Below are 18,213 nucleotides of genomic sequence, written 5' to 3'. Positions count from 1 at the left end.
CGAGGTGTGTCATGTCGCTTCAGATTCCGCGTCCGGTCGATCCATCGCTGCACCCACTCGTCACCGGCAACTATCGCCTTGCCACCCCTGCGATCGAGGCGTTCTATGAGCTCGTCACGCGCTGCCTGCGCTATCGCATCATGGGCGCGCTCATCTATGGGCCATCGCGGGTTGGCAAAACGCGGGCCATTGAATACGTGCGGCTGCTCCTCGCGCGTCAGTACCCAAAGATAACAACTTATCATGCGCAGTGCGAGCACAAGCCGCGGCATGCAGAGGGGCCCTTCTTCGCGACTCTGCTGGAGGCGGCGGGCGATCACGCACCCAACGCCGGCACCAGTTCGGCCAAACGTTCGCGCCTGTCATTGCGTATTCGCGAGGCAGCCGCGCGCTCGGGAAGCAATGCTGTGTTCATGTTCCTCGACGAGGCCCAGAGGTTCAATGAAAATGAATACGAGTGGTTGCGAGACGTGCATGACGTACTTGATCGCCAGCAGATCAAGCTCTTCACGTTTCTCGTCGGGCAGGAAGAACTACTCGCGCAGAAGACCGCATTGCAGCTTGCGGGCAAGACGCAGATCGTCGCGCGCCTCATGGTCGACGAACTCGCGTTCTATGGCATCCGCAATGCCCAGGACGTCGCGACATGCCTGAATGGGTACGATCAGACGGCCTACCCCGACGGCACGCCCTGGAGCTTCACACGCTTTTACTTGCCAGAGGCGTTTGACGCCGGCTATCGCCTGGTGAGCGACGCCCGTCAGCTGTGGCAGACGTTCGAGGCCGCACATCACAAGGCGAGCTTCCCGGCAACCTCGATTTGCCGATGGAGTCGTTCGTCCGCGCCGTCGAGATTGTCCTCAAGGAAAGCGAAATCAAGGATGCGCCGGGTTACTGCCCGGAGCCGGCTTTGTGGACCCACGCTGTTCATCATTGCGGCTATATCCAGTCCCGCCATGCAACCGGACGCGTGCTCGCAACAGCGTAGTTGTAAGGCACATCAGACGCTGCGCTATCCGATTCTGACCTTTGACGAATGGCGGTCCGGAAGGCCAGCGGACTGCGAGTTCAGGATCGATTGGCTCCTGCCGGGCGAATCGCTCGTTTCGATTCTGTGGAAATTTGCGTGCGCCAATGCCCTGCCAGGCGATGTACTGATGCGCCTGATGTGCCCCGACGCTGATCCACTCGCAGGGGTGGTCCCGCTGCGAAGCGCGCTCGCTCTCACTCAACTTCGCCGGCTGCTGCGTCTGCCCGAGCCCGTGTTGCGCACATCGTTGCTCGACAGGACGCCGGGCGACCGGTACCACGCGGCTTTCAGGTATTGCCGACAGTGTGCGGCTCACGGCTACCATAGTGTGCTGCATCAACTTGCGGAGGAAGATTGGTGTGCAGCCCATCAGGAAAGACTTCGCACTCGCTGTCCGCAATGCAGTCGGCAAAGTCCGTTCATGATCAACAGCAGTGGATAACGTCAACTACAACGTCCGATTGCGCGACAACTATGATGGCCGGCGCATTGACTCAGGTTTTTTGTTACCGAGCTAGGCTCGTTGCCTCAAGTATTTTGCTACCTGTCAGACGGCTGGCGGGAGCGACTTATGACGAGGCTCAGAATGACAACAAGGCGGGAATTGATCGAGGCAGTCGGCGAACGGTACCGCCGTTCTGAACGGAACGACAAGCGGCAGATCCTGGACGAGTTCGTTGAATTGACGGGCTATCATCGTAAGCACGCAATCCGAGTGCTTTGCCGGGAGCAGCAGCCGGCGAAGACGAAGCCCGGCCCACAGCGACGCTATGACGATGACGTTCATGCCGCACTGATCCTGCTATGGGAGGCCGCCGATCGGATCTGCGGCAAGCGGCTGAAAGCGCTCATCCCTACGTTGATCGACTCGATGACACGGCATGGGCATCTATCGCTATCGAAGGACTTGCGCCAGCGGCTCAAGCAGATCAGCGCCGCTACCATTGATCGGCTTCTGCGAGATGTGCGCGAGCAAGCTTTCAGCGGCCAGCGCCGCCGAGCTGGTGGAATTGGCAATGCGATTCGCCGCGCAGTGCCCATTCGAACCTTCACCGATTGGAATAACCCGCTGCCCGGTTTTCTGGAGGTCGATTTCGTTGAGCATTGCGGAGGCACCAAGATTGACGGTGAGTTTGTACACAGTTTCGTGATGACAGATATCGCCACAGGTTGGACGGAGTGTCTCGCTATGCCGTTTCGCAGCGCGTCGTTCGTTCTTGAGCACGTCGAACAGGTTCGCGGTGCCTTGCCGTTTCCGCTACGCGGCCTGGATTGTGATAACGATAGCGCCTTCATGAACGCTTCTGTCTTTGACTTCTGCAAAGCAACCGGGATCGAGCTGACCCGTTCTCGTGCTTATAAAAAGAACGATCAGGCATGGGTTGAGCAGAAGAATGGCTCCGTCGTGCGTCGTCTCGTGGGCTACGGCAAGTTACGAGGTCTTGAAGCCACTGAAGCGCTTGCCTCTCTTTATCAAGTGTCACGGCTGTACATCAACTTCTTTCAGCCGTCATTCAAATTGAAATCGAAGACTCGTCACGGCGCCAAGGTAACGAAGTGCTATGAAGTTCCGTTGACGCCGCTTGAGCGCGTCCTGCAGTCCGCATCTATTCCCGAGGCGACTAAACGTAGCCTTCGCGCGCGGTTCCGTCGGCTCGATCCATTGGATTTGTTGCATCGGATTCGCGAAGCACAACAGCGGGTCGCGCAATGCAGCGCTTCCGGTGGTCTGCCCGCGCCGGCGACGACAGGCGAAGTCCCGCTCTCGGAATTCCTGTCGAGTCTAGGCACAGCGTGGCAGGCCGGCGAGATAAGACCGACGCATCACCGCAAAGCGCGCGTCCCACATGACTGGCGTACTCGCGAAGATCCGTTCGAACATGCCTGGCCCAAGATACTGGAATGGCTCGAAAACGAGCCGAGCATTACAGGAAAGCAGCTATATCAGCGCCTCACCGCGATGGCTCCCACCCTGTATTCCGGCGCTCAGCTGCGCACCCTGCAGCGCCGGGTAAAAGTGTGGCGCGCAGATCGAGCGAGGGAACTGGTGACCCGAATACTCAGCGGCGCCGACGTTGAAGTGGTGAAGGCTGACGCTGCTACGCAGCGCCAGCCTTCACCAACAAACGATTCGTCGATGACAATTAGCCGGGAGTAACATTATCCCGTGAGGCAACACGAGCGGACTTTCCAATTGTCGCGCACCAAGCAGTGTGATCGAAGCGCCATTTCGCTGCGTCTGGTGTCGTTCACATTTCTGCTATGGGCTCCTCCCGGTCCGTTCAACGGTGCCGGCGATGCGACGGCGGGACCGCCTCGCGCTCCAGGATCGAGTGCTTCTACGACTACGCAGTGATGCCTCGCGTGGGTCGAACGGGTAATAGTCGCATTTCGGTGCCGGCCGCGGGGTGGCGGGCTGCACCTCCCTTTTGCCAAACGGTTTATAGCGAAGCAGTTGAAACGCCCTGTGCCGGCTGACGGTTAGTTGCGTTAAAGCGTCGCCAACGCAAAGTGACACTTTTAATTACGCAATAGAGACAGATTTAATACGTTCTACGTGACCCAGTTGATTCATGTATCCTTACGCGTCCCTATCCTCACATTAGCCAGTCTCGTACCAGGCGTCGACGTCTGGCAAACGGCGTAAGGCAGCCATGCGCAAGGTTGAAATCCCCGTTCCGAAAATGGCAGAACCCGAGGTCTCCCCTACCGAGAGAGCTTTCCACATCATCGAGATGACGGCTCAACTGGGACGTGTGTCGACCGTGGATATCATCACTGCACTCGGCATCCCGAAGACGACGGCTCACCGTCTCGTGAGCAATCTTGAGGAACTCGGCTTTCTCGAGCACGGCATCGAACGCGGGCGCTATCAGGTTGGTCCGCGATTGCTGGAACTCGCGACCAACGTACTCACCACTGCGTTTTCGCACGGCCCCGTCCACGCACTTCTCATGGAGCTTTCAAGGCGGACTTCGGAGACCGTGAGTCTTGGCGTCATGCGCGGCTCGGAGGTGGTCTACGTCGATAGCGCAATCGGCAACTCGCCTCTGACACTCAATTTCCAGAAAGGGCATCGTACGCCTTTACACTGCACGTCCAGCGGCCGCGTGTTCCTCGCCAACATGGATCAGAAGCAACTCGACGCTTATATCAGTTGACGTCAAAATTGGTGGCAAACTTGAACCGCCTATAAGGACTTCCCCATTTTGACAAGCGGGTTTTAATGCGTCACTGGTCAAGCTCCGGTGTCCTTCGAGACGTTGGTGGTGTGGACGGCGGCGAGACAGACTGCATGCCTATAAACGGCCTGAGTCACGCCCCGATGGCGGACCAAGCAAGTTTTGAATCATAAGCGGCTTCTGCCTCGGCAGGTGGAATGTTGCCGATGGGACCGAAGAGTCGACGATTGTTGAACCAGTCCGCACATTCGAGCGTCGCGATTTCAACGGCCTGCAGATTGCGCCACGGTCCGAGGCGATGGATCACGTCTGCCTTGTACAAGCCGTTGATCGTTTCAGCCAGTGCGTTATCGTAGGAGTCGCTCACGCTGCCCACTGACGGCTCGATGCTACGTTTCGATTTTTGGACATTATGGCTGTAGTGTCAAAGGCTCTTCCGCGCGTGCGACAATTGCGGTGACCTGTGCTCCCACCCGATCCACGTTCAGACCATGACGACGACCCTGATCGCTCCGCGCCCGCTCGACGCGCTCGACCTGCCGCCCGACCTTGACGGTCGCCACGGCGTCAACCGGGCGAACGGTCGTAAGCAGATCACCGCAGCAGACGACCTGAGCGCGATACGTGCGTGGCTCGCCCGTGTCGTCGATACGAAGACCACTTTCGAAAACTACCGGAAGGAAGCCGAGCGGCTCCTGTTGTGGTCCATCGTACAGCTGGGCAAGCCTTTGTCATCGCTCACGCACGAGGACCTGCTCGCCTACAGGCTGTTCCTGGAGGATCCACAACCGTGTTCGCGCTGGGTGTCGGATGGCGGGCGCAAGTTCCCGCGTCACGATCCGCGCTGGCGGCCGTTTTACGGGCCGCTGGCAATCTCAAGCCAGCGCCAGGCGATGGTGATCCTCAATGCGCTGTTTGCGTGGCTGGTCGAAGCTGGCTACCTGGCCGGCAACCCGCTGTCGCTATCGCGCCAGCGGTCCCGTCGTCTGGCGCCTCGCATCACCCGATACCTCGAACGCGACCTCTGGCAGGAGGTCAAGGTCTATATCGACGGCCTGCCCCGTGATAGCGATCGGGAACAGGAACGTTACTGGCGCGCTCGATGGCTCTTTACTTTGCTCTACCTGGGCGGCCTGCGGATTTCGGAGGTCGGTGGCAACACGATGGGCAAGTTTTTTTGCCGGCGTGACAACGAGGGGCGCGAACGGTGGTGGCTGGAGGTGCTTGGCAAAGGTGACAAGGAGCGACTCGTCCCCGCCTCCGTCGAGATGATGGTCGAACTCGCGCGCTATAGGCGCGCGCGCGGGCTCGCACCGCTCCCGTCCTCGCGCGAGGACACGCCGCTGGTGTTGCCGCTCGGCAAATCCATGAAGCCTCTCACGCGGGCCGCGCTGCACTCGATCATCAAAGGCATCTTTGCTGGCGCAGCGGACAAATTAAGGCTTCGCGGTGAAGACTATGCCGCGCGTGCTACGCATCTCGAGCGCGCATCCGCACACTGGCTGAGGCACAGTGCCGGGTCGCACATGGCCGACGGCAACCTCGATCTGCGACTCGTGCGAGACAACCTTGGACATGCATCGATTTCGACGACGAGCATCTATCTTCATAGCGACGACGATACCCGTCACCGCGAGACAGAAGAGAAGCATCGTCTGGACTGGTGAAGTGCGGATTTCGGGCCGGACAGCAGTTTCACGGTAAAGCGAGACGGCTCCGGCCGGACCTCTGTGCGTGCCGCTGCGGAAAGGATAGGCTTGGGGCCGACTATCTGGACTATCCGTGTAAGCACGAACGACCATGCAAATAATTCGGAATCCTTAATTATGACTGCCGTGCAATGCCAATACGGTCGGCGTGCAGATTGTTCAGTATGATTGGTACCGCTCCCCGAGCCGGCAATCGGTGTCGATCTCAGCGACCGATTGCTCCAGCGCTCATCTCTCCGCCCTGGAAGCAAAAAAAGGCACGGCGTCCAGGCAGTCTCCCCGCCTGCCCTATTCGGTATCTGATGCCAACAGGACTGCGACCACCATCGCAGTAACACTGATGTCGCCACTACGATGCACACGCAAGGGGTCGGTCACTGCAAGGTCGCTATCAGAACTCACATCGCGCCTGCGCCCCGTGGGCGTCAGCCGTTCTGATGGCGCCAAGTTTTCATTCAGCACGCACAGATGCCGCTGCCGGTGATGTTCGCCATTGAGCTGTGGCTGTGCTTTTTTAACGATGCGGTCCGTTCGACCACGGGCGACGACTAATCGTAGAGGCTCGGCCTTCCCTTCCGAATCCCGGTCCAGCACCACCCATTCCCGTTCCGGAAAGTCCACCACGGGAAACGGCATCCACACAGGCCTCGATCTGCCGGTGACGTCGTCGGCTTCACGCAGATAGCAAAAAAAGCTGTCAAGACACGCGCGAGCGAGCGCATGGAGAATTACCCAGCGATCTGCCGCCGTGCTCCAATGTGCGAGGCCGACTGGCGCAAGAAGCGAGAGCCAGGCCAGAATTCCCAGCGGCCCGTGTTCACTCCGAGCTAACAGATGGGATGGAATGCGAACGCCTTCCCATTTTGTTCGCCATCTGAGCATCGCGTGCGCAACCGGACAGAATAGTGTCGTTGTTCTGGCATCAAGGCACCAGGTCAAATGGCGGGCTGCGCTGACAGAACAGGAGCGATGCCCGCCTCCGACACAGCGAACGACGTACCGCTTTATCGCCTTATAGCAGGCGAGCGCGTCGATCGTAATGTCCTCGCCGGGATGTGAGCGAGGCGCGCCGCTCCCGGACGCGCCGTCACGGTCGTAATATCGTGCCAGTACATGCAGGCTGGCGTCTGTATCGTCCCGAATGAGCCGCTCGCAGAAGTCCCCACCGGTATCCAGGCGGCTCCCACAATGCGGCGCTGAAGCGAGCCATGAAAGCCGTTCCGCGGTTTGACCGGGCAATCGCAACAGTCGCACTACGTTTGGAGACCGGCGTCCAAACCAGCCCCGGCAGAGACCCTGTGCCAGGCTCTGCCGATAGGCGGAAGACAATCGTAAAGCGTGGTCGTCAAGCCTACGAAGCGCCGGCGCCCAATCATGTCCGCACGACGGACAACTGAACGGCGCACGAAAAAGGCTGGCCCGCAGGCGATACACGGCCATCGCCTCCCCACATTGCGCACAGCGATCACGAAGGGCGCAACCGTGAAGAGGACACGTATTGCAGCCGCTGAACTGGAATGCGGTAAGGTGGACACCTTTCGACGCGCACTGCGTACACCAGCGCAGTGACGGACCGCGCGTCGCACCGGTCCGTTGAAAGCGTGGCGGAAAGGCAGCGGCGACATCCGATAGGGACATGTGCATCAGGTTCGACATCTGAACGAGATCGAACTTCTCCGCATCGTGTAAATCGACATCACGCTGAAGTCCCGTTGTACCAGGGTTACGCAGGAACATCATCGCGACCGCTGTACATGACAGGCTGTTGAGCTGCTGGAATTTGGCGAGCAGCATGAAGGCTGACTGTCCGGATACATTCCAGTCGTCCCGCCAGCACCATTCCGCCGACGAGGTTTCATTGGCGAGTGGTAGCAGGATCTCGAAGCGCCGTTTCATGGACCGGCCGGGCTGTCAACGAACACGATGCGCAGATCCTCCAGCGCCGCGGCATAATCCGACTCCTCCACGGCCAGCGCCCACAACGCCGGACTAAGCGCGAATCCCGGCGCATCATGTTCCAGGTTATCGCCAAGCACGATTTCCACCGCACGGGCGACATATTCCATCGGCAGTTCCATCGTGAAGTCGAAGCGCGCGTTCCTGTGCGCCTGACCGAACGCTTCCCAAACCAGTTCACTCTGGTGTCCGAGCCGGAAGCCTGAGTCGTACGCATGCTGCAGGAAAAACCTGGTGAACGTCCAGTCGCTTCCTTCCGGAAACACCGACTCGTCGTACGCGCTGAGCGATACTTCGAGATCAGCGGCGGACTGGAAGCCCTGGAAGCGCATCTCCTCGATCATGAACCGCGACACGATCTGCGATGTATCGATGCTCTGTCGGAATGAAGTCTTGCGATTCAGGATGCTCGGCTGACCCACCAGGAACGTGTACATCCGGATGCCCCGGCGCTCCATCTCGTCCTGCACGTCGCGCAGCCACTCATAGTGTTCGAGTTCAAGACGTTGGGCCTCGTCAACGAACACGACAAGCGACTTGCCCGATGCACGCTCCACGATTTCGGTCAACCTGTTGTAAAGACGGAAACGTCGCTGCAGGGCCGAGCCACTATCGGGACGTTCATGCCGGGCGGCCGCCAGAAGCATCCCGAAAAACAGGCTTTCTGAACGGCTTGGGTTTTGCGGCATGCCCAGATGGAAGATCGCGACTCGGGGTAACTCGTCGCGCAGCAGGCGCTCGCAATACCGGATCGCGTACGTTTTCCCCCAACGGGTATGCCCGTAGATCATGGCGCCGGATACGCCACGCCGGATGCAACGGAGAATACACATGTACATCGCGCCGATCGACGGCGTCGGCACCATGTAGCCCCTGTTCAGCAGCGGATGGGCGTCGGGCGCAAGAGGACGCGTCGTCGAGAGAAGCATGCCGTCAGGAAAACGTGAAGATCTGCGTCAGTCGGAGCGCTGGCCGGGCGATACGTGATTGCCTTTGCCTCTCAGTCGCCAAAGGTTGCGGCAGCGTGTCCGGTGATGGGGGGGCGGAGAAAGCCGTTCCCGTCGTGTGTGACTTCGCCCGATCCGTAAGCATGCGGGCAAGATCGTTTGCACTGCGCTGGTGATGGGTCGCTTCGGACTTCTTGTAGGCGAACCACGCCTCGACCGGGTCTTCTCCATCCCGGTACGCCATCTTGCGCTGATGGACGAGCCTGAAGATCTCCTGTCGCACACGCAACGAGTGCTGGGAAAAACACCATGGCCGTACTGCGGTCAGCATGCCCACTTCAGAACCATCCATGAAAAAGGCATGGATATGCCGGATGTCCTTCACATTGAAGTAGACACGCAATTGCTGACCGATCAGCGATGCATTACTTGAGAGGACACTGTTGGAGTAGCGTACATACTCGAAGTTGATGTGCGGACGCACGCCCCGCTTCGCACTGCCGCGTATCGTGACGACCCGAGCCTCCTGCAGCAGGCACAATGTGCTGCGGCGGGCAATGGGTAAGGTCTGGATGAGACCGGAACCGCGTTCAAGAAGAAAACGCATCGCCTCGAGCGGTGTGCGACCACCCAGGCCGGTGTGCGGCTCGCCATTGTAATCGGCGAGCACCACATCAATGACATCTTCGAGTTCATCAAGGCTCATCAGCAACGACAAATTCCCGCCCACGTCATTGAGCGCGCGTTCCACCGCCTGCGGCGCCCGTCCCGTTGTTCCGGGCAGCCGATGCGCAAAGTGAGACGCGATGTGGTCAAAGAACCGCTCGACGAACGCCCGCTCATTTTTTTCGCAAAGCGGCCCGTTATCGGTCCAGCAGCCGACCACGCCAGTCAGTCGATCAAGCGTCGCCTTCGCGAAATGCGCCTTTGCAGCGTCGAATCGCAAGGTGCTCCAGCACGCCCACGCAGTCGCGGGGATGGTTTCTGAGGGGAACCCGCCGCCTGCGCGCACGCGCAGGCCGGGAATGCGGTACGCCCGCGTTTCGTGCGGCTTCAGGGTCGCCTGCAACGCTTCAGCAATATCGTCCTTGTTGTATTCCCTACCTAACGCAAGGCTGTAGCCGATCACTGCACGCGTCGCGACATCAAGCAGAATCAGGATCCAGATCCGGTGAAGCGCGAGAAGGGTTTCGAAGCCGAGCGGGTCATCGATTCTTAGCGTGATGCGCAGGTCGATCCTGTGACCGTCGAATTCGACAACATCAAATGGCCGGGCAGCGGACTTGCGCACATGTTCGCCAGTATCGTTCCAGGGATGGCCGATCTGTGCTGCGCCGGCTGCCTGCGCCGACCCATCAAAATGCCGGTCTGCGAGGCGTCGAATGTGAGTCGCCAGCGAACGCTCGCCGAGATGCTGCTGGTTAAACGGATAGTCGTTTGCGCCGACACCTGACCGCCGACACTGGTCGAGAAAGTCGCGATGCAGACGCCGGAGACTTCTCAGTACCTCGCGTCGTCCGCCGTTCTTTCGGCCACGCTCGTCGACTTTGCGCTCGATCCATTGCGAGATCACCGGATATCGTTGCAACAGTTGTGCGAACGCCCCGGTCGCCCCGCCTCGGACACCATCGCGGGAAAGAACGACAACGGCCGTGCGCTGGTACCCGCGAATATGGCTGTAGGGGATCAGCGCGCGCACACCGAAAATCCTTCCGTCGTCATGGACCGCAGTGCACCGCTCGAACAGCCTGTAGAGGTCGTTGAACCGTACTCCAGTCAAGCGACCGATTTCGCGCAACGACGTCTGCCGGTCAATAAAGAGCGTTATCGCCTGAATGCGCCTTCGCAGCAGATCACGATCGGCACTGGACAAGCCGCTGTCATCTGCGGATGGCCACTTCGCAATATCGCTCAATTCCTCTGGTATCGATTGCCGGTCGAAGCGAAGGTCGCCGAAGGCCATCATCTTCATCCGCGCACCAGCAGGGTATGTCGACCGATTGGCTCAAGGGCAAGAGTTGGACAGCGTAGGCGACCGTCGAGGACCAGCATGAATGCGACAGTCCGTGCCAGCACGGGGTCTTGGGGGCACAGTCTGCCTTCGAGCTCAAGCAGGCTCGCGCCTCCCCCGCTCGAGTCAAGCGCGTGCTGCTTCATCCTCTCCGAGACGAAAGCGTGCCCTGCCGCAACGTGGTGAAGTATGGCGGCCTGATTGCGACGCAGTACCTCACCTGTCGCAGCTTCTTCCGGCTCGACAAGACAAACCTCCATTCGGGACTTCGCGGCCCACGCTTCGAACGCCGCGAACCAGCGCGGGGGCATCGTGGCCCATTGCAGTTCCGAAGTCCGAAGCAGGATGACGAGGCGCTCGGTGTCATTGGCTTTCGCCCAGAAATCTATCCGACGAGCCGGGAACGCACCACGAGCACGCAGCGGGCGTTCGCAATAGCTGACGATATCGGGATCGAACTCAAGCTGCAGCCACGCGTTCAACGCTCGATGGCCGAACAGTGTCAGGCGACGGTCAATCTTCAGGCCATAGACATCGTAGCGATGCACTCCGTAGGGACGCGCATCGTCGACCGGACAGACGTACCGCGGGTTGGCCATTGCGGCCCCCAGTTTCCTGAGACGACTATGGAGTTGTAGTACAAAAACGAGGGAAAGCGAGAAGGAGTGAGTCGACGCCCCGCCCCGCCGATAGCGCGCGCACTCGCGCTGCCGGCAGCGCGCGGACCCTCCTATATCCCGGAAGGTGCAAAAAGCATTGATGTACGGATACTACACTTTACGTAATGAATCATACGTTCGGTGTGACGACTCCCGCCGCATAGCTTGTGCTCGCCGGAAAGTCCGCAACTAAACGCGTCCAGGTGGCGGTATGCCGATTTTTCCGTGAAACATTTTCACGCGATCGCCCGGCAAAGCCTTGATCGACGGCGATCTGGCGGATACATCTTTTGTTCACCAATGTTTCACGGGCCCGCGAGCCGTCTGGAGCAATGCGGGCGGAGGCGCGAGTCGAGGTCATCGCTCGGCAACCGGCATTTAATAGTCCTAACTTTATAACATTTACTTCGACTGTTTGCGATTTCGAACTTTTGCTTCGTTTCGACCGCAGGCAAATCTGGAAGCAAGGTGCCGCCGAAGCCATATAAATAGGACGGTCGCGCTTCCGACGGTGCTGTTTCTATTACTTCAACCGACGACCGACACTGCTGGCCCAGTCGGCCAATCAACTGCTCGACGCATTCGGCTCCGGCAGGGCGTCGCCCGGCTCCGGAAGCGCGGCCGCCATGATGGGGCTGCTCGCCGTGAAGCTGATCTGCACGGTGTGTCTCAAGAGCCTCGAAAAGGAAAGCTGCCGCTCTGCGGAAGCGACGCTGCGCCACATCCGCGACCGCATGGTCGAGATCGATCCCCTGTTGCGCGTGCTGTTCGAAAAGGATGCGCGCGAATTCGAAGAGGTCATCCGGCTCATCGGCGAGCGGGAAAGCGCAACCACACCGGAAGCGAAAGGCGCCCTGTCCCGGCAGATCAACGCCATGCTCGAAGGTGCAACGGACAACGTGTTCGCGATTATCGACCTGTGCCTGCCGCTGATCGACCACGGCGTGACTGTGTTCAAAAACGGCTGGGGTACGGTCCGCGGTGACTCCGGCGCGGCCATCAGCTCGGCGATTGCCGCGGTCACGTCGGGGCTCTTCATTGCGAACCTGAACATCAAGTGGCTGAAAGGCAGACGCTACGCGCGAGACAACATTGGCCGGGGAACTGCATTGCTGACAACCCTGCAGCAGAAGCAGCTCGCCGCGAATGCCTGCATTACGTCCCTGAACTCCGAAGCACTCGCCTCCATCGAGGTCGAGGCCACCGACGACCGACAGCTGCCACTCGAGCTTGACGACAACGTCAGCGCGGCGCCCGCGAGCGGGGAATCGCCGTGACCCCTCTCCTACGCACCACCCCGCCCGGCAATCCGTTCGACGCGCTGGGCGCCGCCCTGCTCGCCAGGCTGGCTACGGAGCAGGCGGATTTTCCGATGCTGTGCGGCGACCAGCTGCTCGGTTTCCATCCAGTGCCGAACCAGTGTCACGACAATGCCGACCGCTGGGTGAACGATCACCGGGGCGACTTGGTTCTGCGCGGCTGGCTGCTCGATGCCGAGGGCGATCCGGACACGCACCGCCCCTATCGCTTCGTCGCCCACTCGGTCGTGCTGACCACGCTCGGCCGGATGCTTGACGTGACACTGCCGTCAAACGAACGGCCGCGGCGTTTTCTCGTGCATCCGTACAACGTGTGCGGCTTCTTCGGGATTCTCTGCAGTCCGCCGTTGGCGAACTCGCTGCAGGTGTATGTCACCGCCACCACGCCGGAGGACGCGTCGTGAGCGCTTGTGTCCCGCGGTCCGAACCGACCGCCCTCCCCTACAAATCGCCGTTCGCCCGCGCGAGCGGGCAAGGGCGGGCGGATTGCGCGCAGACCGTTAGTTGCGTCGTGCGCGGCACTCATGTTCGCGCAGGAGGATTCCGATGAACGCGGTGGGCCGCATCGAGCCGGACTCCGTCGTCCCGGCCAACGTTCCGCAGGCGGTCGTCGGCCACCGGCCCAATCGGCTCGAGAGCCCGATCCTGCCGCCGTGCCTGTCCGACGAGGAGGTGGTCGGCCGCTGGCTTGCGGCCAAGGCGACCGGTCGCGGGCGGCTTGCCACAACCACACTTGCGCAGTACCGCACCGAGGCCGAGCGTCTGTTCTGGTTTGCGCGACAGACCGGCACGCCGATCTCGTGCTGGGGGCTGGATGAGTTTTCCGCCTACATCGGCTTCCTGCAGGCGCCGGCCCCGTGGGCGATTCGCAAGCCTGGCGTACGGCGCGGCTCACCCGGCTGGCGACCTTTTCTCCGACCACTCAGCGACCGCTCGGCCGGCCAGACCCAGAAAATCGTCACATCGCTGTTCGACTGGCTGCGCGACGTCGGCTACCTGCAACTGAATCCGGCCACCGGGCTGCCGAAGGTCGGCCGGCGCGAGCCGGAAAAGCAGGCGCGTTTTCTGTCCCCGGACGACACGGCGCTGCTGCGCGAGACGATTGCTGCCCGCTCGGGCGCCGAGTCCGGCCGCGAGGCGCGCCTGACGAATGCGCGCGACCTGTTCGCGGTGGACCTGTTTGAACGGACCGGCCTGCGCACCACCGAGGTGGTGCAATGCCGGATGGGCCATGTACGCATCGAACCGGTGCCGCAGGCACTGCGCCGCGAGTTTCCGGACGCCCCGCCCTTCCAGTGGCTGCTGCGCGTCGAGCGCGGCAAGGGCGGCAAGGCCCGTTGGGTACCATGCGACGAGATTTCACTGTCGCTGCAAGCCTACCGGATCGCGTTTGGCCTGCCACCTGTGCCGCTGCCGGACGAAGACCTGCCGCTGCTGCTGTCGGTGCGACGCTCCCGCTGGGGTGAACTCAAGGGCGTCCGCAGCCGCACTGCGATCTGGAAACTGGTCACTGGGCTGTGCAGCGAGGCACTCGCCTACGCACGCGCTCACGGCCGGCGCGTCGACGCCGACCGGTTTGAACGCGCATCCACGCACTGGCTGCGCCATACCTACGCCAAAGGGCTCGCGCAGGCGGTCCGCGATGGTCTGGACGCCTCTGCGGCGCTCGAGAACATGGGCCACAGTGATCTGCGTACCTTTCGCCAGTACGTCGACGACGAACCACTGAGACGCGCGCTGGCGACGCAACTGGCCCGTACGCGCGTGACACGCTAACGTTCGGCGCGTTTGCGAGACTGCCGGGTGCCGTCGCGCCGATCAAGGTCTCCTCATCGCGATGATCAGCGCTGCGAATACGGCTGGCACGCAGGGCAGTCACGAACTGTCATTTCCGGGATGCCCTCGCCGATCACGATCCGGCGCTCACCGCTTCCGTCGAAGAAACCGTCCCCCGCGCAACTAGCCAGTGCGCTGAACACCGCGGAAGCGTCCCGCTGCTGGCGCCTCGCCTGTTGGGCAGCAATCTGCCCGGCCTGTACCTGATGACTGAAATCGGCCGTGCTTCGAGAGGAAGTTGATTGGCGTATAGACCCAGTGTGAGGTGATCTGTCAGGTAGCGGCGGCGGCGAGAGGAAGTAGGGGAGTTCTAGCGCAATGCCACTTGAGCACGCCGAGATATAGACACGTCGCCAAACGATCACGCCTCTGTGGACCACACAGGCGAGGGGCGCAATTGCAAGAGGAAATACCATGACATGGAACAACATCAGGAAGATGGTCGCGCGCGCCGCGGAGATACTAGTCACATTGGTGACCCCTACGGTGTGGTTCGCCTCGACCGTAGGGGCTGCCGTGAGGCGAGGTTTCGTCCGTCAAAAGGTGCAAGGGCACCGGACGTACATGTTGTAATGGATGTTCGCACTGATACATCTTCTCGCATCTGACGCCTGTTATTAGAGCTAGTTTTGCTTAACAAGTAGCGATTTTTCAGGCCGAAGGTGAACAGGGATGCTTACTTGCCGTTGAGATGAATGCTTGTCGCGGGCTTTGGGTCTGGCACGAAGAGCGTCCGAGTTCCAGTCTTTTCGCATTCAAATTGACAGGCTGTGGCGCCAGCGCTGACTTCCGTGCCACGCTGCTCTATAGCAGCTTAGCTCCTGCCTGTCTGATTCCATCGGATGCGTGTCTAGAGTCTAGACATGTTCACACCTCGTCCACCTCGATCGTCGCTTCAGGAGCCGTGAACTGCTGAGATTTCGACCGCGATTCTCCTGCGTCTCTAGACTCTGGACGGGCATCGAGGTGGCCGCATGAAGCCGCTAACCGCTGCCCAATCTCGTGTCTAGAGTCTAGACACGCATGCTCTTGGAAGGATAGCGACCCAGCCAGCGGTGTGTCTAGACTCTAGACACTTTGGGAACGGCTGGACGAAAAAAAGCCCGCGCAAGGCGGGCTTAAGGGTGAAGCGCTCCTCAGTTTGTTTTCGGATGAGCGTGGAACATCTGGCTGATAAGCTCCCGAATCTGCGTCTCCTGCGCGTCGGTGAGCGCGCCGGCCTTAATCTTCACCGTGATACCACTGATGTCCTTGGTAATGGAACCGGCGTGTTCCTTGCCAGAGAAAAACTTGTCGATGCTCCGCTCGCGTGCAGAATTCGACGTTGTCGTTCGGCGAGTTGCCAACGCCTTAATCGCCGCGGCCACCTTCCCCTGGTCCATGTCGCCCTTCACAACCAGCGGCCAGAGTTCCATTGCTGCGCTAACACCGTCTTCGCCGTGTTTCTTGATGGCCGCAACAATCGCTTGAGCAGCAGTCCCGCCAAGCAGCCGCGGCTGTATGTCGAGGTCCTTCCTGATGAAGTCCGGCAGATTTTCAAACGAGAGGAATTGGTACAGCCCGCTGCGGGACATACCTAGGGCCTCGGCCATCCGTTTACGGTCAGGAAACTCCTTCTCCGTCTGCCGCATGGACATTGCAACTTCATAGTCGGATAGGTCGTCACGACTAACATTTTCCACTAGGGCTAGCACAGCCATGTCTTCGTCGGAGCACTCCACCACGACAGCCTTGATGGCATCGAGTCCCACCATCTTATGTGCGCGCCACCGACGTTCGCCCGCCACAATCTGATAGATATCGTCGGCTCGGCGGACCACGATCGGCTGCATAAGCCCGACTTCGCGAATGGACTCGGCCAGTTCCGACAGCTTTGCCTCGTTGAATACTCTCCGCGGCTGCCAGGGGTTCGGTACGATGTCAGACACAGACAATTGCGACGCGGCGCCAGTGGACTCCAGCTCTTGGACACGTAGTTGCGCTACCGCAAGCGCACCCGCAAGGCCCGGTGCCGTCTGCGTTCGGTTGCTACGCTTGACCTCTTCTTCCTTGATAGATGAGGTCGTCCGGATACCGGACGTCTTGGCCAGCAGCTGCTCTCGCATGTTGCTCATTGCGCGTTCCTCCATTTTTCTGCATAGATTTCGTCCACCCATCGGCAGTAATCGACAAGGGGCTGTCGTACACGCTGCAACGACTTGGCCGCACTATGGGTACTGCTTACGTCGAATACCGTCGAAAATGCCAGCGCTCCTGTGCTCATCACTGAACTGGCCGGCACTTCAATCGAATGCAGCCAACTCTCGTATGCGCTCTGTGCCCATGCGCGCACGATAGGTGCGGACGAGGTGCGCCCGTAGTCGACCCTCGAAAGCATGAGCGAAATAAAGTCGTACTTCTTGTCCTGCTCATACTTGATGAAACTCTTGGATACATCTGAAAACAGTCGCCAGAACGATAGCGAGCTGATGAAGTCCAGATTTTCGGGAACCATCGGCATGACCATGGCATCCGCCGCCAACAGTGCATTCAGGTTGAGGTAGGACAGCGAAGGCGACGTGTCCATGAGGATGTAGTCGTAGCGCTTGCGCAATGGCTCGAGACCTTGCCGAAGCACCGTCCAGAACCGGAAGCCAGGCCGCATCTTCTGCATCGCCGGCAGATGGAACTCCGCACCAATCAATTCGGTGTGAGCAGGGATCACGTCAAGCCCATCCCAGTAAGTCGACTGAACCCTTGTTTCCAGGCCACCCTCGACGTCCTGATCGTAGATATACGGCAACACGGTGTCGTCCGGCGTCACATCCTTTTCCGCGTACAAGCCGCATAGTTCGGAAAGCGAGGCCTGAGGGTCGAGGTCGATGACAAGCACCTTGCGCCCGCGCAACGTCAGCCCTTGTGCGAGACACATAGTTGTGGTTGTCTTGGCCGAGCCGCCCTTCAATTGGGCGGTAATGACGATTTTCCCTTCCGGTTCACGCGTTCCCGTAACGAGTGGAGTCTGATAGATGTCGGAGACTTTCTGGACCCAAAGGCGTGCTTCCTCCAGAGTGAATGTGCGGGTCCTACCGGTACCGGCAGCAGTACCTGCCGGCAACTCTCCGTCGCTCTTGGTTGCGAGGTATTGGACCTGGGAATGAGAGATGTTGCACATCTCAGCAATTTCCCCTGTTTTGAAAACAGGAGCAGCTTTTCGCGGGCGAGGTGCAAGAATGGTGTTACGCAGCTCATCCGTAAAAATTGAGACCTTTTCAGCGAACTGGCTAATCTGCTCAAGAGGGACCGTTCGGTCTACAGCGGGAAGTTGGCTCGTTTTCACCATTCTGAGGTTTGTCCGTAAATTTCGATGAACCTCAGAATACATGAATTACATGAAATTTACTCTATAAATGACTGTTTTCGTGAAGACTTTCTGAAAAATCGCACGTGATTGCACGTTTCCGGTTGACTGGAGTACGGCCGACAAACTTAGAGGAGGCATTTCCTGCTCTTCCCCGACCGCTGTCACTCTGCCGCATTCTCGTCGATTGGGCACTGTTATTCCCGAGCCGGTCGCCAGACGGT

The 18,213-nt window shown here is 59.9% G+C and carries 13 protein-coding genes and 1 pseudogene; 7 read left to right on the top strand and 7 right to left on the bottom strand.

What is annotated here, in order from left to right; genetic code table 11:
• Positions 1–11 precede the first annotated feature (11 nt).
• The 3 genes from B0G75_RS35450 (at position 12) to B0G75_RS35440 (ending at position 4,191) form a co-directional block, all read left to right on the top strand.
• Complete coding sequence (locus B0G75_RS35450; RefSeq protein ID WP_258194173.1) at positions 12–1,472, top strand: ATP-binding protein; 1,461 nt, start codon at positions 12–14, stop codon at positions 1,470–1,472.
• Between the two features lie 129 nt (positions 1,473–1,601).
• The gene (locus tag B0G75_RS35445) at positions 1,602–3,188 is read left to right on the top strand and encodes a transposase (protein WP_258194193.1); all 1,587 of its coding nucleotides are present in this window, start codon (positions 1,602–1,604) and stop codon (positions 3,186–3,188) included.
• Between the two features lie 526 nt (positions 3,189–3,714).
• Positions 3,715–4,191 (top strand): IclR family transcriptional regulator, encoded by a 477-nt coding sequence (locus B0G75_RS35440; protein ID WP_106285519.1) that lies wholly within the window; start codon positions 3,715–3,717, stop codon positions 4,189–4,191.
• Positions 4,192–4,345: 154 nt separating this feature from the next.
• Here B0G75_RS35440 and B0G75_RS35435 read toward each other — a convergent pair.
• Positions 4,346–4,612: pseudogene (locus B0G75_RS35435) on the bottom strand (integrase core domain-containing protein); the annotation flags it as partial.
• Between the two features lie 91 nt (positions 4,613–4,703).
• Here B0G75_RS35435 and B0G75_RS35430 point away from each other — a divergent pair.
• On the top strand, positions 4,704–5,879 hold the full coding sequence (locus B0G75_RS35430; RefSeq protein ID WP_106285510.1) for a tyrosine-type recombinase/integrase: 1,176 nt from the start codon (positions 4,704–4,706) through the stop codon (positions 5,877–5,879).
• Positions 5,880–6,209: 330 nt separating this feature from the next.
• Here B0G75_RS35430 and B0G75_RS40365 read toward each other — a convergent pair whose 3' ends face one another.
• Genes B0G75_RS40365 through B0G75_RS35415 form a run of 4 tightly spaced genes read right to left on the bottom strand, consistent with a single transcriptional unit; the run spans position 6,210 to position 11,434 of the window.
• Entirely contained in the window at positions 6,210–7,817 is a 1,608-nt protein-coding gene (locus B0G75_RS40365) for a hypothetical protein (RefSeq protein ID WP_146142578.1), read from the bottom strand.
• Positions 7,814–8,806 (bottom strand): ATP-binding protein, encoded by a 993-nt coding sequence (locus B0G75_RS35425; RefSeq protein WP_106285509.1) that lies wholly within the window; start codon positions 8,804–8,806, stop codon positions 7,814–7,816. Before B0G75_RS35425 ends, B0G75_RS40365 begins: the two co-directional genes overlap by 4 nt.
• 4 nt (positions 8,807–8,810) lie before the next feature.
• Positions 8,811–10,796, bottom strand: coding sequence for a hypothetical protein (locus tag B0G75_RS35420; RefSeq protein ID WP_181309420.1), 1,986 nt, complete (start codon positions 10,794–10,796; stop codon positions 8,811–8,813).
• Positions 10,793–11,434 (bottom strand): hypothetical protein, encoded by a 642-nt coding sequence (locus B0G75_RS35415; RefSeq protein WP_106285508.1) that lies wholly within the window; start codon positions 11,432–11,434, stop codon positions 10,793–10,795. The genes B0G75_RS35420 and B0G75_RS35415 overlap by 4 nt, the downstream gene beginning before the upstream one ends.
• Before the next feature lie 548 nt (positions 11,435–11,982).
• On the opposite strand from B0G75_RS35415, the gene B0G75_RS35410 reads away from it, so the two are divergent.
• The 3 genes from B0G75_RS35410 (at position 11,983) to B0G75_RS35400 (ending at position 14,589) form a co-directional block, all read left to right on the top strand.
• On the top strand, positions 11,983–12,771 hold the full coding sequence (locus B0G75_RS35410) for a cyclodeaminase/cyclohydrolase family protein (protein WP_106314421.1): 789 nt from the start codon (positions 11,983–11,985) through the stop codon (positions 12,769–12,771).
• Positions 12,768–13,217 carry a hypothetical protein gene (locus tag B0G75_RS35405; protein WP_106285506.1) on the top strand — a complete coding sequence of 150 codons (450 nt, stop codon included), beginning with the start codon at positions 12,768–12,770 and terminating at the stop codon, positions 13,215–13,217. Before B0G75_RS35410 ends, B0G75_RS35405 begins: the two co-directional genes overlap by 4 nt.
• A gap of 142 nt (positions 13,218–13,359) precedes the next feature.
• Positions 13,360–14,589, top strand: a complete 1,230-nt coding sequence (locus B0G75_RS35400) for a site-specific integrase (protein ID WP_258194855.1) — start codon at positions 13,360–13,362, stop codon at positions 14,587–14,589.
• Between the two features lie 1,196 nt (positions 14,590–15,785).
• Here B0G75_RS35400 and B0G75_RS35395 read toward each other — a convergent pair.
• Together B0G75_RS35395 and B0G75_RS35390 are read right to left on the bottom strand one after the other, a co-directional pair.
• Entirely contained in the window at positions 15,786–16,763 is a 978-nt protein-coding gene (locus tag B0G75_RS35395; protein WP_106285503.1) for a ParB/RepB/Spo0J family partition protein, read from the bottom strand.
• Positions 16,760–17,971, bottom strand: coding sequence for a ParA family protein (locus tag B0G75_RS35390; protein WP_165848159.1), 1,212 nt, complete (start codon positions 17,969–17,971; stop codon positions 16,760–16,762). The genes B0G75_RS35395 and B0G75_RS35390 overlap by 4 nt, the downstream gene beginning before the upstream one ends.
• Positions 17,972–18,213: the final 242 nt, after the last annotated feature.

The sequence above is a fragment of the Paraburkholderia sp. BL18I3N2 genome (genome assembly GCF_003001875.1).
Lineage (GTDB): Bacteria > Pseudomonadota > Gammaproteobacteria > Burkholderiales > Burkholderiaceae > Paraburkholderia > Paraburkholderia phytofirmans.
Note: the sequence above shows the minus strand (reverse complement) of the source record. Positions and strands in the feature narration are given on the sequence as shown.